General features: G+C 36.4%; 12 protein-coding genes and 2 pseudogenes. 3 read left to right on the top strand and 11 right to left on the bottom strand.

All coding sequences use genetic code 11. The annotated features are described in order from the left end of the window. Positions 1-48 precede the first annotated feature (48 nt). Together ABWU72_RS07250 and ABWU72_RS07245 are read right to left on the bottom strand one after the other, a co-directional pair. Positions 49-1,395, bottom strand: a complete 1,347-nt coding sequence (locus ABWU72_RS07250) for an IS110 family transposase (RefSeq protein WP_174515809.1) — start codon at positions 1,393-1,395, stop codon at positions 49-51. Between the two features lie 688 nt (positions 1,396-2,083). Further along, on the bottom strand, positions 2,084-3,412 hold the full coding sequence (locus tag ABWU72_RS07245; RefSeq protein ID WP_155969615.1) for an IS4-like element ISWosp9 family transposase: 1,329 nt from the start codon (positions 3,410-3,412) through the stop codon (positions 2,084-2,086). A 167-nt stretch (positions 3,413-3,579) separates the two neighbouring features. Between ABWU72_RS07245 and ABWU72_RS07240 the strand changes: the two are divergent. Beyond that, positions 3,580-3,774: pseudogene (locus ABWU72_RS07240) on the top strand (IS256 family transposase); the annotation flags it as partial. 598 nt (positions 3,775-4,372) lie between these two features. Here the strand turns inward: ABWU72_RS07240 and ABWU72_RS07235 are convergent. From ABWU72_RS07235 to ABWU72_RS07195, 9 genes and pseudogenes are all read right to left on the bottom strand, one after another. After that, positions 4,373-5,641, bottom strand: a pseudogene (locus ABWU72_RS07235) (IS4 family transposase). Positions 5,642-5,747: 106 nt separating this feature from the next. After that, the gene (locus tag ABWU72_RS07230) at positions 5,748-5,903 is read right to left on the bottom strand and encodes a hypothetical protein (RefSeq protein WP_353283930.1); all 156 of its coding nucleotides are present in this window, start codon (positions 5,901-5,903) and stop codon (positions 5,748-5,750) included. A 39-nt stretch (positions 5,904-5,942) separates the two neighbouring features. After that, complete coding sequence (locus ABWU72_RS07225; RefSeq protein ID WP_231115908.1) at positions 5,943-6,425, bottom strand: IS630 family transposase; 483 nt, start codon at positions 6,423-6,425, stop codon at positions 5,943-5,945. A 28-nt stretch (positions 6,426-6,453) separates the two neighbouring features. Then, positions 6,454-6,801 (bottom strand): IS630 transposase-related protein, encoded by a 348-nt coding sequence (locus ABWU72_RS07220; RefSeq protein ID WP_155968342.1) that lies wholly within the window; start codon positions 6,799-6,801, stop codon positions 6,454-6,456. Between the two features lie 29 nt (positions 6,802-6,830). Then, the gene (locus ABWU72_RS07215) at positions 6,831-7,319 is read right to left on the bottom strand and encodes a reverse transcriptase domain-containing protein (protein WP_353284072.1); all 489 of its coding nucleotides are present in this window, start codon (positions 7,317-7,319) and stop codon (positions 6,831-6,833) included. 8 nt (positions 7,320-7,327) lie between these two features. Beyond that, the gene (locus ABWU72_RS07210) at positions 7,328-7,810 is read right to left on the bottom strand and encodes an IS630 family transposase (RefSeq protein WP_231115908.1); all 483 of its coding nucleotides are present in this window, start codon (positions 7,808-7,810) and stop codon (positions 7,328-7,330) included. Between the two features lie 28 nt (positions 7,811-7,838). Next, a complete protein-coding gene (locus ABWU72_RS07205; protein WP_155968342.1) occupies positions 7,839-8,186 on the bottom strand; it encodes an IS630 transposase-related protein in 348 nt (115 codons plus the stop codon). A 48-nt stretch (positions 8,187-8,234) separates the two neighbouring features. After that, positions 8,235-8,894 carry a reverse transcriptase domain-containing protein gene (locus ABWU72_RS07200; RefSeq protein ID WP_353284008.1) on the bottom strand — a complete coding sequence of 220 codons (660 nt, stop codon included), beginning with the start codon at positions 8,892-8,894 and terminating at the stop codon, positions 8,235-8,237. A 676-nt stretch (positions 8,895-9,570) separates the two neighbouring features. Next, a complete protein-coding gene (locus ABWU72_RS07195) occupies positions 9,571-10,743 on the bottom strand; it encodes an NADH-quinone oxidoreductase subunit D (RefSeq protein WP_010962676.1) in 1,173 nt (390 codons plus the stop codon). 275 nt (positions 10,744-11,018) lie between these two features. Here ABWU72_RS07195 and ABWU72_RS07190 point away from each other — a divergent pair, with 275 nt between their 5' ends. Next, positions 11,019-12,197, top strand: coding sequence for an aspartate aminotransferase family protein (locus ABWU72_RS07190; protein ID WP_155968466.1), 1,179 nt, complete (start codon positions 11,019-11,021; stop codon positions 12,195-12,197). A gap of 88 nt (positions 12,198-12,285) precedes the next feature. After that, on the top strand, positions 12,286-13,569 hold the full coding sequence (locus ABWU72_RS07185; protein WP_353284007.1) for an HlyC/CorC family transporter: 1,284 nt from the start codon (positions 12,286-12,288) through the stop codon (positions 13,567-13,569). Positions 13,570-13,580 lie beyond the last annotated feature (11 nt).

Raw genomic sequence — 13,580 nt, 5'->3', positions numbered from 1 at the left:
CTATTAAGAGCTTAAAAATATTTATTTTCAGTGTGAGAGACTAACCTTCTAAGAAACTCTTTCTGCTAGTAGCTCTTTTTTAATCAAGACATAACCAAATTCACTAGCTTTCTTGCTTAGAGTCTTCACTATTTTTTCCTTATATAACTTTTCATAGTAATCAATGCCCTTCTCTACATATTCCTGTCCATACTTTAGCATACTATAAAAAATGCACGCCAATTTCCTAGCCGTAGCGGTAATCGCTTTCGGTGCTCCTAGTCGTTTTTTTAACCTTCTGCAATATGCACCAATCCCACTGTTGCTTCTTGACACACACTGGGCAGCCATCCTAAAAGCATTTGCAGCACGAGCAATAACTTTGCGAGTTCTAGTCCCAAATACTTTTTCCCCTGTAACTTTATTAGCAGGACTTAGCCCCAACCAAGAAGTAAAGTGCTTCTCTGATGGCCATTTATCGTGGTTCAAACCAACTTCTGAGATAATTGTTTGTATAGTTAGCACATCAAGCCCAGGAACTTTAGTAAAATCAATACCGGTTACTCTATACAGTTCTTCGTGTAAAGGAAAGTCTGGTCTGTTTTTTGAAAACCTATTCTTTATTTTGCTGCATCGCTTATTCTCGTCAGATTTTGTTTCAAATGTTTTGTAATATTGTTCGATGCTTTTGTCGCATTCTGCTATTTTTTCCTGATAAATATTATACAATTCAAATTCTTGCTTTAACACAAATAAGAGTTCCTTTCTGTAGTCGCCTTTTAGCGCTTTTGCCATGGTAGATCTATCATTTCTTATCCGTACATCTCTCAATTCTGATAATTTTTCAGGATTCCTTTCACCTTCAATTATTGCTTTGATAATTTGCATACCGGTCACTCCAGTAATATCACTTATGACTTTGTGTAATTGAACGTTCATTTGAATTAACGCTTTTTGCATACGTAGAATATGTGTGGATGCACTTTCAATCAGGTTGCTACGTTGCCTAACGTAATTACGCAACACACACATTTGATCATCAGGTCTAAACGACCCATGGAGTAATCCATAGCTGTGTAATTGTTGTAACCATTGACAGTCTTGAACGTCGGATTTTCTACCAGGCACGTTCTTAATATATCGTGCATTTACCAATTTTACCTCAAATCCATATGACTCAAGTATTTGAAACAAAGGAATCCAATATACTCCTGTTGATTCCATAGCTACTGTTCTAACTTTACATTTCTTTAACCACCCTGCTAAGTTATGAAGATCAACTGTAAAGCATCCAAATTTTTTGACACGTTGTTCATCTCTTCCTTCAGGTACACATACATAATGTACAGCTGAGCCGATATCAATTCCTGCTGTATCAGGATTCACTATTTCTAGTTTACTTTTTGCCTTTATCATGGTAATTATCCTACTATAACTTATAATGGAGAAGCACTTAAGCTTGGGACGGTTAGATTATACAATCTTCTAATCGAGGTAGTCATAATAGACTCCATCAGTGGTTTAACCGTTCCTCCAAAACCACGCTCCTAAACGGGCACTTAAGCACCATTGATCAGTCGGTTATAACTGCAGAAGTACTTCTTGATAAATTATATATAAAAATTGCTATGGAAGTGAAGAAATAGTTTCTTTCCGGTTTAACAAGATTTTTTTCTTGTTCGACGCTCTTAAATAAGTTCACTACTTATCGTTCTACAGCCAGAATGTCACACAAACGAAAGTTTAATTTGTGCTTACTGTAGACATGGGGTTTTAAATGTGATACCCATGGATGTGAAATCCCACCCCTGAAGATTAGAATTCAAGCAGTTTAGCTTTAACCATATTGATCAGGTGTTGCAAGCCGTTACCTTACACATCTTCAGATAACTCTCGCTTTACATACATGCTCTTGTCCTCCTTCCCTTTCGGGTTAAAGTTAGTTGTTCACCTCGAGGCCATTTATTCTGAACCCCGCTTAGCTCCGCTAAGTATTTCTTAATGCGTACCACGGCGCACCCTCTCGACTCACACAGCTCCCATTATTCAGCCTTTTGTCCCAAACCTAATGTCCAGTGGGGGAGTGTTAAATAAACCATACGCGTCAAGTTAAGGAATGTAGAGAGCTTAAAGTAGATACCCTGGTCTTCCTATATCTGTCTTTCAAAGAAAACTTTGACCAGATTATAGTAAGCTTTTTTAGAAAAATTTTTAAATTATTGACAATATTGTTTAATATCAAAAAGAGCTCTCTAACCCGCCTTTTCAATTCAATAAATGCCTTTGTTAAACTGAGCTCCGTGTTCTTTTTTAGTTTTACACAGCCAACCATTTCGTGAAATACGAGAATAGCACATAATTTTGCGTATAGCTCGCACAATACTCTAAATGGATTTGTCTTTCCTTTTAGTTTATCAAGATTGATATGACTTTTATATAGTTTAAATAGTAATTCGATTTGCCATCTTACTCTATAAACCGTCAATATTTGTTCAGCATTAATTTTACTCTCTGGAACATTAGTTATAAATATTGACCAATCTAATAACTTTTGATTCTTTTGAGAAGATGTATATCCATGTGACTTTGCTAATTTATTAGCCTTTCTTCTTCTAGCCATAGACTGTTCTTCAGTTAGCTTTTGACATATAATTCTTACCTTAATTTTTACTTCCTTTCCTAATAATACTTCTTTTTCTGAAGATAATTGACCTTCTAAATACTCCAATAGCTCTATTTTTTGATTTGTTTCTATATCATATATATTGGTATCAGACTTATAACGACTAACAAAATATGCACCTGCTTCATCAATCTGTTTAAAAGAACTAGGCACAAAGTAGCCCAAGTCAAATATTAGCAAATCATTGGCTGATAAACCGTTCAGATAATCCCTATAACCTTGATCCGACCTTATTCCTTCCATAAAATTTAACTTATCTAGCGCTTGATTCAGGTAATCAAAGACTAACTGTAGCTTTATTCCTGATTTGGTATTATTCTCACAATCTCTATAGCTACTGCCATATCCTTTGTACATATCTTCCATGCTACTGGGCAGGCTAATGTAGCTGCTATCCAATAATTTAACGCTTCCAAATTGCTGTAAAATTTTGCAATCAATCTGTAGACTTTTTTTAAATAAACACAAAGCTTCGTTATACATTTTTTTCATGAACTCAACTGCTTCTTCACTAAACCTAAAATCTAAACCCTGTTTTGTAATTTCTATCGAGTCTTCATTTAGCAATTGGCACATTGTTTCTATGCTGCAATCATCAACTCCTATGTTACCAAAAACCATAGCTTTTATGAATGATGAGCCATTAAGTTTTCTCTTTCTTTTTATAAAACCTACTGCAATTGATATTTCGTCTGCTTTTTCATTAAAGAATTCATTGAGGTCTTTTGATAAGCAAGCTATTCTGTCCATTGTAAGTTCTCTCATTCATATATCCAAGAGAATTTATACCTTATTATTTTCCTTCACTCTATCAACTTTACTTACACTTTTCCTTAACTTGACGCGTATGGTTCAAAAAAGTGTGTCAAACCAAAAAAAAAGTAATAAATTGATATAAAAAAAATGGAGGTTTGACAATGAGTCAGAAAGTAGTAAACAGAACTACCGGTTTGGTAGATTACAAAGAACTGGAAGCAAATATACTGTCATCAATAAGGGAAGGCAGACCATTAACAGGAAGGGATGGAGCATTTACACCATTTATAAAAAAGCTGCTGGAGGCAAGTTTGGAAGGTGAAATAGAAAATCACTTATTAGCTGAAAGTGAAGAGAGGGTTTGGTTGGAAGAAGTGGAGTAGCGAATGGATATACAAAACGCTGGGTCTATATTCAGACTACAGAATAAGGTATTACAAACCGAAAGCATCACCAGCACAATATGTTATAAACTTTGGTAAAGAATCTGCTAGGAAAGCGTAGTGCGGATGCTGCGTTTGACGAGGCGGGAGCTGGAAACGTTAACATGGGAATTTGGATTGAGGCCTATTGTGAAAACAATGGATCAGCCACCAAACCCTAAAGTAGGCGCGCCAGTTCTTGACCCTACATATTTTTTTGAAGGTTAAATCCAGCTTAGGGTCGAGAAACTTAGATAAAGCCATAGCCAAAGTGTTTAAAAATATTAATAATTATACACACAATTATTCAACCATATTTTTGAAGATAGCTATGCCGCCGCGGTATCTCTTAGCCGCTAACAAGTAGCGGGATGACGATTGTTGGTAAATCTAAGTCAGTTTAGCTATAGGCAGCAATTTTCTGTATTTATTTTAAATTGAAGGAAGCTCAAATGAAAGATCATGTTTTGCTAAAAATCACAGAATGCAGTCTAACAGTGAACGGTCAATGGCGTCAACTTAAGAGCCTCCATTAGCAAACTCTCCTAAAGACATGATGGCGTTTGGGCTTATCTACCTTATCGCGGCTATACAATCGTCCTGGTCGGATTTTAACTTTAGCGCGTATACTTAAAAAGGGCTTGAAAGTTTTTTGGCGCAATAAGTACCTGATAGAGTTTCTGCCTCATTACACCAAATAAAACTGAAAAATTTAAACGATACTCAGCAATTTGATCTGGATTCCAAGGCCCTTGTGCATCACACATATGAAGCGACAATATATTACACATGACTAAGTTTGCCCAAAATTCTTGTAATACAGCCTCTAAATTTACGCCAGAAAAATTCTCTAATTCTGCACCTATTTTGAGTCGTTTATAGCACTCCTCTATATGCCACCTTAACACATAAGCTTTGCTGATATCTTCCAAAGTAAATTTTACTCGGTCAAAAAGTGAAGTAATCAATACCTCTGTTTCTCCGTTGGCTAATGTCAGCACTATAACTCTTACTTTCTGTCCTTTCATTTTATTTTTTAGCTTTTCATTTTCTAATATAAAATCGAAATCTAATTCTCCAGATGCAATTCGTTCCCATAGCTTGCTATAATTTCTTTTTTGCAAGCGAAAAATAAAATCTACTTCCAAATCATAATGCTGCTGAATGAATTTTACTGAAGGATAACCACGATCATAGATAAATAATAATTTCTTTTGATTTAATGAACGCATTTGAGTGATAACTTCGGGTAATTGCTCTTCCGCCAACGTTTGTTCACCTATATTCCAAGCCGCAAGACGAGCACTACAAATCAGCGAAGTACACAAATCAACAAACAAATTGCCAATGGTGGCATTGTGCCTGTTGTTCCATTTGGTTTAAAGCGGCCAAACTCGGATACAATTTCCTCAGAGCTGGGTAATCTCATACCAGAACCATCTGCTGCAATAAGTCTATAGCCTCTCCAAGTTCCATACTCAGGTTCATCCTGATAGGCTGTTTGGATGCTTAGCTCTAATAATTCTTGAAAGCCTGTATGGCAAATCTTATACCTTGCTTTAGAAAAAGCTTGCTTTGAGGGTGGAGTTTTACATGTCAATGGCTCCATAAGTTCACATTCTATTCCCAAACTTTTTTTAACTAACTTTAAAATCATAGAAAATACTGTCGAAAAAGGAAGTTTTCTTGTTCGTGTAAAACTGTTTTTTCCAACACAATGGATTCTCTGAAAAGCTTTCGAGTATATTATATTTTTAATTTGTAGAATAAAATTTTTTCCTTTTTGTTTGGTAGAAGTCATAGTTTTAAATCCTCCTGATTAAGTTTTATCGCTATGACTCCCCCACCAGAACCGTGCTTGCAGCTTTCCCGCACACGGCTCCACAATGTAGTATTCACAGCATTTCCTATTTTGTATATAATGAGTAGCATATTCTTGGTTTTGGTAATGGATTAACTTGTAGATAGTGTATAAATTGCTTTGAATTCATACTCTTCTTCTGACTACGTCGGTTTATCCATTTATACGCTAGCTTGATTACCCGCCAGAAGAATTTATTCAACCACCGGTAATTTCCGCTAACTCCGAAGTATAGTATTTTCTAAAATGAATGATAAATTTCCATTATGGTATTACCAACCAAAAGTTGTAAGTCTGTATATTTATGCATTAAAGGTCTGAGGCGGCTTTTGATGGTATTCCAACAATGCTCTATAGGGTTCAAATCTGGTGAATATGTTGGTAGATAGAGCAAACGGCATCTAGCATTATCTATTAACTCCTTTGTTTTGGGAGTTTTATGGAATGTGGCATTGTCCATAACTATTGTAGTACCATGTGGCAATTTAGGTAATAACATCTTCTCTAACCATGTATTGAATACCTCTTTGTCACACCCACCTTTGAAAGTCATTGGTGCAATAAATCTCTTTCCAATCCACCCGCCTATTATACTGATTCTCTCTCGTTTTCTTCCTGGAATATCTGCATAAATTTTCTTTCCTATTGGAGCACGTCCATACTCTCGGTATAACCTATTATCAACTCCTGCTTCATCTATATATAAGATGCTGGAATGGTCTATTTTTGAGATTTTATCGGTAAATCGCTGCCTATCTTCTTGATTGCGCTCTTGATATAGTGTAACTTTTTTTTAAAGTAATTCTTAGCTGTTTCAGCCTATACCAAATTGAATTTATTCCAAATCCAAGATTTTGTTTCATCTCTGCCAGCGTATGATCTGGATTCTTTTTAACATATTCTTCGAGTATTTTTGGGTCTATTTTTCGAATAAAGCTGCCGTTTTTCGATGGCCTTAGGCTTTCACCAGCGGCTTTCTTTCTTAACCAGCGGTACAGAGTTGCTATTCCTATCTCCAAAAGCTCTGCCACCTCAACCTTTGACTTCCCTTTTTCTATCATCGATACTGCCCTTTCCCTTAAATCCACACTATACGCCATTATAACTCAAATAGCTTATTATACCTTTATCATTTACTTTGGGAAGTACTATAGTTATAGTGTCCTGTTAGTTTTGCTTTAAGTATTGACCACCAATCTTTAAGGTGAACTTTATTTCGGATCTTTTTCACCCATTCTTTGATTTCTTTAAGTTTTCTAGATAGATTTTCTTTCGAGGTTTTATGACCTACCATTACTCTACCTTTACGACTCCTTGTACCATAATGGGTGAATCCTAGAAAGTTGAAACTTTCCGTTTTTCGTTTCTCCCTTATTCCTTGTTGCCACTCCTTTTTGCCAAACTTTACTATTCTTGTTTTGTCTTCAGATATTTCCAGTCCAAATTTTCCTAGCCTTTGTTTCAGTGACTCTAAGAGTTCTCTAGCATCTTTTTCTCTTTCGCAGCAAATCAGGTGATCATCTGCATACCTAACTAGCTCCATATAACCTTTAGATCTTAGCTTGAATTTCTTTTCAAACCACAAATCCAGCACATAATGCAAGTATATATTAGCTATAGTATTTTCTAAAATGAATGATAAATTTCCATTATGGTATTACCAACCAAAAGTTGTAAGTCTGTATATTTATGCATTAAAGGTCTGAGGCGGCTTTTGATGGTATTCCAACAATGCTCTATAGGGTTCAAATCTGGTGAATATGTTGGTAGATAGAGCAAACGGCATCTAGCATTATCTATTAACTCCTTTGTTTTGGGAGTTTTATGGAATGTGGCATTGTCCATAACTATTGTAGTACCATGTGGCAATTTAGGTAATAACATCTTCTCTAACCATGTATTGAATACCTCTTTGTCACACCCACCTTTGAAAGTCATTGGTGCAATAAATCTCTTTCCAATCCACCCGCCTATTATACTGATTCTCTCTCGTTTTCTTCCTGGAATATCTGCATAAATTTTCTTTCCTATTGGAGCACGTCCATACTCTCGGTATAACCTATTATCAACTCCTGCTTCATCTATATATAAGATGCTGGAATGGTCTATTTTTGAGATTTTATCGGTAAATCGCTGCCTATCTTCTTGATTGCGCTCTTGATATAGTGTAACTTTTTTTTAAAGTAATTCTTAGCTGTTTCAGCCTATACCAAATTGAATTTATTCCAAATCCAAGATTTTGTTTCATCTCTGCCAGCGTATGATCTGGATTCTTTTTAACATATTCTTCGAGTATTTTTGGGTCTATTTTTCGAATAAAGCTGCCGTTTTTCGATGGCCTTAGGCTTTCACCAGCGGCTTTCTTTCTTAACCAGCGGTACAGAGTTGCTATTCCTATCTCCAAAAGCTCTGCCACCTCAACCTTTGACTTCCCTTTTTCTATCATCGATACTGCCCTTTCCCTTAAATCCACACTATACGCCATTATAACTCAAATAGCTTATTATACCTTTATCATTTACTTTGGGAAGTACTATAGTATAGGACTTACTATTCCCCCCTGAGGTGTGCCTAGTTCAGTTGCTTCATAATGTCCTGCTTCGACTACTCCTGCCTTAAGAAATCGTTTTACTAACCACAGTATGTTTGGGTCTGTTATCCGTTCTCTCAAGCATCTCATTAGCCATTTGTGCTGGACATTATCAAAGAATTTCTTGATATCAACTTCTACTACATAGTTAGTTGGTCTGTACATAACTGCTTTATTTAGTGCATTTACCGCTTGATGACAGCTTCTACCAGGACGAAAACCATATGAGTTATCCAGAAAGTTAGCTTCATAAATATTTTCTAATATCTTCTTCAGCATTATCTGGACTAACTTATCTTCTGTAGACGGTACTCCAAGCCCGCGTTTCTCTTTGCTTCCAGCTTTTGGTATATATACTCTTTTCACTGGTTGCGGTTGATATCGCTTTCTTTTCATACTATCCACCAGAGTGTTGAGCTTCTCTTCAAGATTTTCTCCATAAGCTTCTACTGTCACCTGGTCTATACCGCATGCTTTGTTATGCTTTAGCTCTTTATAACATTCAGCAAGATTCTCTGCGTTTATCAGATGAATTAACGATGTAAATTTCAATCGTTTATCTTGCCTGGCTCTTACTGCTATCTGATTTAGTTTTCTTTGCACGTTATTCCAACCTCCGTTGTATTGGCATAGCAATTCCTAAACCAGTCACTATATTGCTGACCGCTTCCCCTTGTATGTGGCTTTCCCACACTCTGAGTACTATCAATCAGTCCGACTTCCTTTATATCTTCCGTCAGTACTCGCCTTTGTTGACTTGTTCCAACGTACCTTAATAGGAATACAAAGGATCTCCCAAGTTTACGTAAACTCCATCTCAACACGTGATACGGCCTCAGATCCCGATAGAGTGAGTGATAACTTGCCCTATTGTTACCCTTCTTGCTGTCTTCCACTATATGCAACGTGTCGACCTCTATGACATCGAGAATTTCGGGACTCAATACCTTCACTTTCGTTGTACCCTGTGTTGTCCATTCCACTAGCTTTACTACGCTCGTTACCTTACGCAGCATAGTGGTTTGTTCCAGCCTGCTGGCTAGGCTTTGCCTGGGTTGGATTTTCACCAACTGGACTTTACGCACTTTGCTTGGCGCACGCATGTTTCACCTAAAAAGGACACATTTTAAACTTCTTTGTTGAAATAAAATAGAAACAAAAGTGCTGTTTCCTGCGGCTTCTGGATAATTTAATGGTAAAAGTTTTAGAGAGAAATTTTATACACTATCGCTGATATTTTTCCTTAAGTTGACGCCATTGCCTGAACGGGTACCAATGATTACCTATCAATCTCACCAAAAACTATATCGAGTGAGCCAATAATTGCTGCAACGTCAGCAAGCATGTGTCCTTTTGCCATAAAGTCTAAGGCTTGTAAATGCGCAAAGCCAGGTGCTCTTATTCGGCACCTATAAGGTCTATTGGTACCATCTGAAACTATATACACTCCAAACTCACCTTTTGGTGCCTCAACAACTGCGTAAGCCTCACCTTCTGGTACGTGATATCCTTCTGAATAGAGCTTAAAATGGTGAATCAGAGCTTCCATAGATTTTTTCATCTCTGCTCTTGACGGTGGAGAAATTTTTCTATCTTCAGTTTTTATTTGCCCTTCAGGCATTTTCTCTATGCACTGCTTCACCAAACTGATAGATTGCCTAATCTCTGCCATTCTAACTAGATAACGGTCATAACAGTCGCCATTTTGGCCGATCGGTATATCAAAATCTAGTTGATCATATATCTCATATGGCTGGCTTTTTCGCAAATCCCAAGCAAGCCCAGCAGCGCGCAACATTGGGCCACTAAAGCCCCAATCAAGTGCCTGTTTAATTGATATTTCACTAATGCCTACAGTGCGTTGCTTCCATATCCTATTTTCTGTTAAAAGTTCATCAACATCGTCTATATATTTTGGAAATTGCTCTATAAACTTTGCAATATCCTCAATCAAATCTTCTGGAACATCTGCTGCAATTCCACCTGGCCTGATGTAAGCTGCGTGAAACCTTGCACCTGAAGCTCTTTCGTAAAATTCCAGTATTTTTTCTCTTTCTTCAAAGAGCCATAAAAGAGGGGTCATTGCTCCAACATCAAGTGCTTGAGAAGAAACGTTCAGTAAATGATTTAGTATTCTCGTCAGTTCACAAAACAAGACACGTAAATACTTTGCCCTAATTGGCACTTCACATTGCAACAATTTCTCCACACAAAGTGAATATGCATGCTCTTGTGACATTGGTGATACGTAATCAAGGCGATCAAAATAAGGCAAAGCTTGAAGATACGTTTTATGTTCTATTAATTTTTCAGTACCGCGGTGCAAAAGCCCAATATGGGGATCTGCCCTCTCGATCACTTCACCATCCATCTCTAAAACAAGACGCAACACTCCATGTGCAGCTGGGTGCTGAGGTCCAAAATTTAACATCATTGTCTTTAGATCGGGCATGTCCAGTAGTTTAAGATATTAAAATTGTATAGGCTAAAGTGCGCTCAAAGTCAATAAACTTCTTGCATAGGCTACAACTATCATTCAATAGAAACAAAAACTTTTACAATGGCTAATAAGTGTTGGTAAAACCAAGTCACTTTAGCTATAGAATGACAAAAAAGGTTTGCATTAGCCAAATTTTTAGTTGAAGTAGCATAAGAGGTTAAAGGAAAAGCTTTGTGTTAATGGATTCATTTCAGGTATAGTATAGATAATACCACAATACTTATAAAATGGATCATGTTGTTAATGCGTATAATAGACTTGACACTCCTATAGTCAGGGGAGAAGGGGCATATCTTTTTGATAAAGATGGTAAAAAATATTTAGATTTTGCTGCAGGTATTTCTACAACTTCTTTAGGGCATTGTCATCCATACATTACAGATAAGCTGAAAGAGCAATCGAGCTCATTATGGCACTGCTCTAACATTTTCACTATTCCCGAGCAAGAAAGGCTTGCCGAGCGTTTAACAACCCTGACTTTTGCAGATAAAGTTTTTTTCTGCTCAAGTGGGCTTGAAGCAACAGAAGCTGCAATTAAGTTTATTCGTCGTTACTTTTATTCAAAAGGGCAAGCAAAACGTAATCGTATTATTACAATTGAAGGAGGCTTTCATGGCCGCAGTATTGCTGCAATTTCTGCTGGAGGCAATGAAAAATCACGCGAAGGTTTTGCTCCGCTCCTTTCTGGTTTTGATAAAGTGCCAAGAAATGACATTAAAGCATTAGAAGAAAAAATCAACAATGAAATAGCTGCTGTATTTTTAGAGCCCATACAAAGCGAAGGTGGAGTATATCCACTAGACGTAGAATATCTTCAAAAAGTAAGGGAAATAACAAAAGCTCAAGGAATAATTTTGTGCTTTGATGAAGTGCAGTGCGGATATGGACGCATCGGTTCTTTATTTCATTATCAAAATGTCGGCATTGAACCTGATATGCTAACCTGTGCGAAGGCTATGGGTAACGGTTTTCCTGTAGCTGCATGTTTAGTGAAAGATTATATAGCAGAAGCAATTACTCCAGGAACTCATGGATCAACCTATGGTGGCAATCCACTTGCCATGACTGTTGGTAATGCAGTGCTCGATATAATGCTAAAAGAAGACTTTTTTGATCATGTTAAAAGAATTAGTAAATATTTAAAAGAAAAGCTGTTGCTTTTAGCTAAAGAATTTCCTGAGATGATTTTAGAAGTTCGTGGAGAAGGGTTACTAATGGGAATAGAACTAGCAACTCTTGTAGCTGATAAAATTATTAGTCGATCTCTTGATAAAGGTTTAATAATAACTAGGGTTTTAAACAACAAAGTAGTAAGGGTAACCCCACCACTTATCATTGAGGATGAGCATGTGAACGCAGCGTGTAATATGCTTTATGATTTGTTTTTTAAGATTAAAGGTATATAAAATTCGGCAATATAAATTCAGGCTTGCAAATGCCTCTCATAACATGTAAAATTAATTTTATTTTTTATCACAATAACATCGTACTTTAATGGATTGGTTATTGGTCTTAGTATCATCAGCAATTTTTGTTTTGTTAGTTTTATCGTTTTTGTTCTCAGGAGCAGAAATAGGCTTAACCTCAATTAGCCGTTCTCGAGTTAATAAGCTAAAGCTAGACGGTAACAAAAAAGCCAGGGTAATAGATCGCTTATTAAATAGGAAAGAATTGACAATAGGAACGGTATTGCTCGGCAATACAATTATTAATATTACTTGCTCTGCTTTATTTACAGCAATATTTATCAATCTTTTTGGAAATGAGGGCATTCTCCTATCAACAATTATAATGACATTTTGTATTTTATTGTTCTGCGAAGTTCTACCAAAAACTTATGCTATTCAAAATCCTGAAAAATTTGCATCATTTTCTGCTTATTTTGTATTGTTTTTTGTAAAGATTTTTTCTCCATTGACACTAGGTATTCAATTTATTGTTAACCTCATCCTAAAATTATGTGGGCTGCATAAAGATAAGGAAGTGATATCTGCAGCGGATGCAATGCGTAATATGATTACTCTTCACCGCAGTGAAGGAACTATGTTGCAACAGGATTTAAATATGCTAAGCAGCATACTTGATTTGGCTGAGACAGAGATATCACAAATTATGACCCATAGAAGAAACCTATTTTCTCTTGATATAGATCGGAATAAAGAAGAGTTAATAAGAGAGATTTTAACCAGCAGTCACAGTAGAGTACCTTTATGGCAGAAGGAACCAGATAACATTGTAGGTGTAATTCACGTGAAAGCTCTAATAAATGCTTTGCGTGAAAAGAATAATAAAGCGGAAGAAGTTGACATTACCCAAGTTATGTCAAGGCCTTGGTTCATACCAGAAAGTACACCGCTCAGCGTGCAACTTCATAACTTCCGTAAGAACAGGAAACACCTTGCATTTGTTATTGATGAGTATGGAGCACTGCAGGGAATTGTAACTCTTGAGGATATACTGGAAGAAATAGTTGGAGAAATTTCGGATGAACATGATTTGATTACGGAGAATTTTATAAAGAAAATATCTGATAATATGTATCACATAGAAGGAAAATCTACTATTAGGGACATTAACAGGCAGTTATACTGGAATCTCCCTGATGAAGAAGCTACAACTCTAGCAGGTATGATTGTGAATGAAATAGAGCGCATTCCTGACGAAGGCGAGGAGTTTTCCATGTATGGTTTTCGCTTTAAGATTTTAAAAAAAGATAAAAATATTATTACTGTTGTTGAAGTGCAAGTAAAAACTGGTAATATTAGTGGCAGCAATTAATTAGTGGAGTT

The organism is Wolbachia endosymbiont (group A) of Lypha dubia, from assembly GCF_964028575.1.
GTDB lineage: Bacteria > Pseudomonadota > Alphaproteobacteria > Rickettsiales > Anaplasmataceae > Wolbachia > Wolbachia pipientis.
The sequence above is the reverse complement of the archived record's forward strand: the minus strand, read 5'-3'. Positions and strand labels throughout refer to the sequence as shown.

Coding starts and splice junctions, on each gene's coding strand:
- ABWU72_RS07250 (WP_174515809.1), bottom strand. CDS start 1,395: ATGATAAAGGCAAAAAGTAAACTAGAAATAGTGAATCCTGATACAGCA.
- ABWU72_RS07190 (WP_155968466.1), top strand. CDS start 11,019: ATGGATCATGTTGTTAATGCGTATAATAGACTTGACACTCCTATAGTC.
- ABWU72_RS07245 (WP_155969615.1), bottom strand. CDS start 3,412: ATGGACAGAATAGCTTGCTTATCAAAAGACCTCAATGAATTCTTTAAT.
- ABWU72_RS07195 (WP_010962676.1), bottom strand. CDS start 10,743: ATGCCCGATCTAAAGACAATGATGTTAAATTTTGGACCTCAGCACCCA.
- ABWU72_RS07185 (WP_353284007.1), top strand. CDS start 12,286: ATGGATTGGTTATTGGTCTTAGTATCATCAGCAATTTTTGTTTTGTTA.
- ABWU72_RS07205 (WP_155968342.1), bottom strand. CDS start 8,186: ATGGCGTATAGTGTGGATTTAAGGGAAAGGGCAGTATCGATGATAGAA.
- ABWU72_RS07220 (WP_155968342.1), bottom strand. CDS start 6,801: ATGGCGTATAGTGTGGATTTAAGGGAAAGGGCAGTATCGATGATAGAA.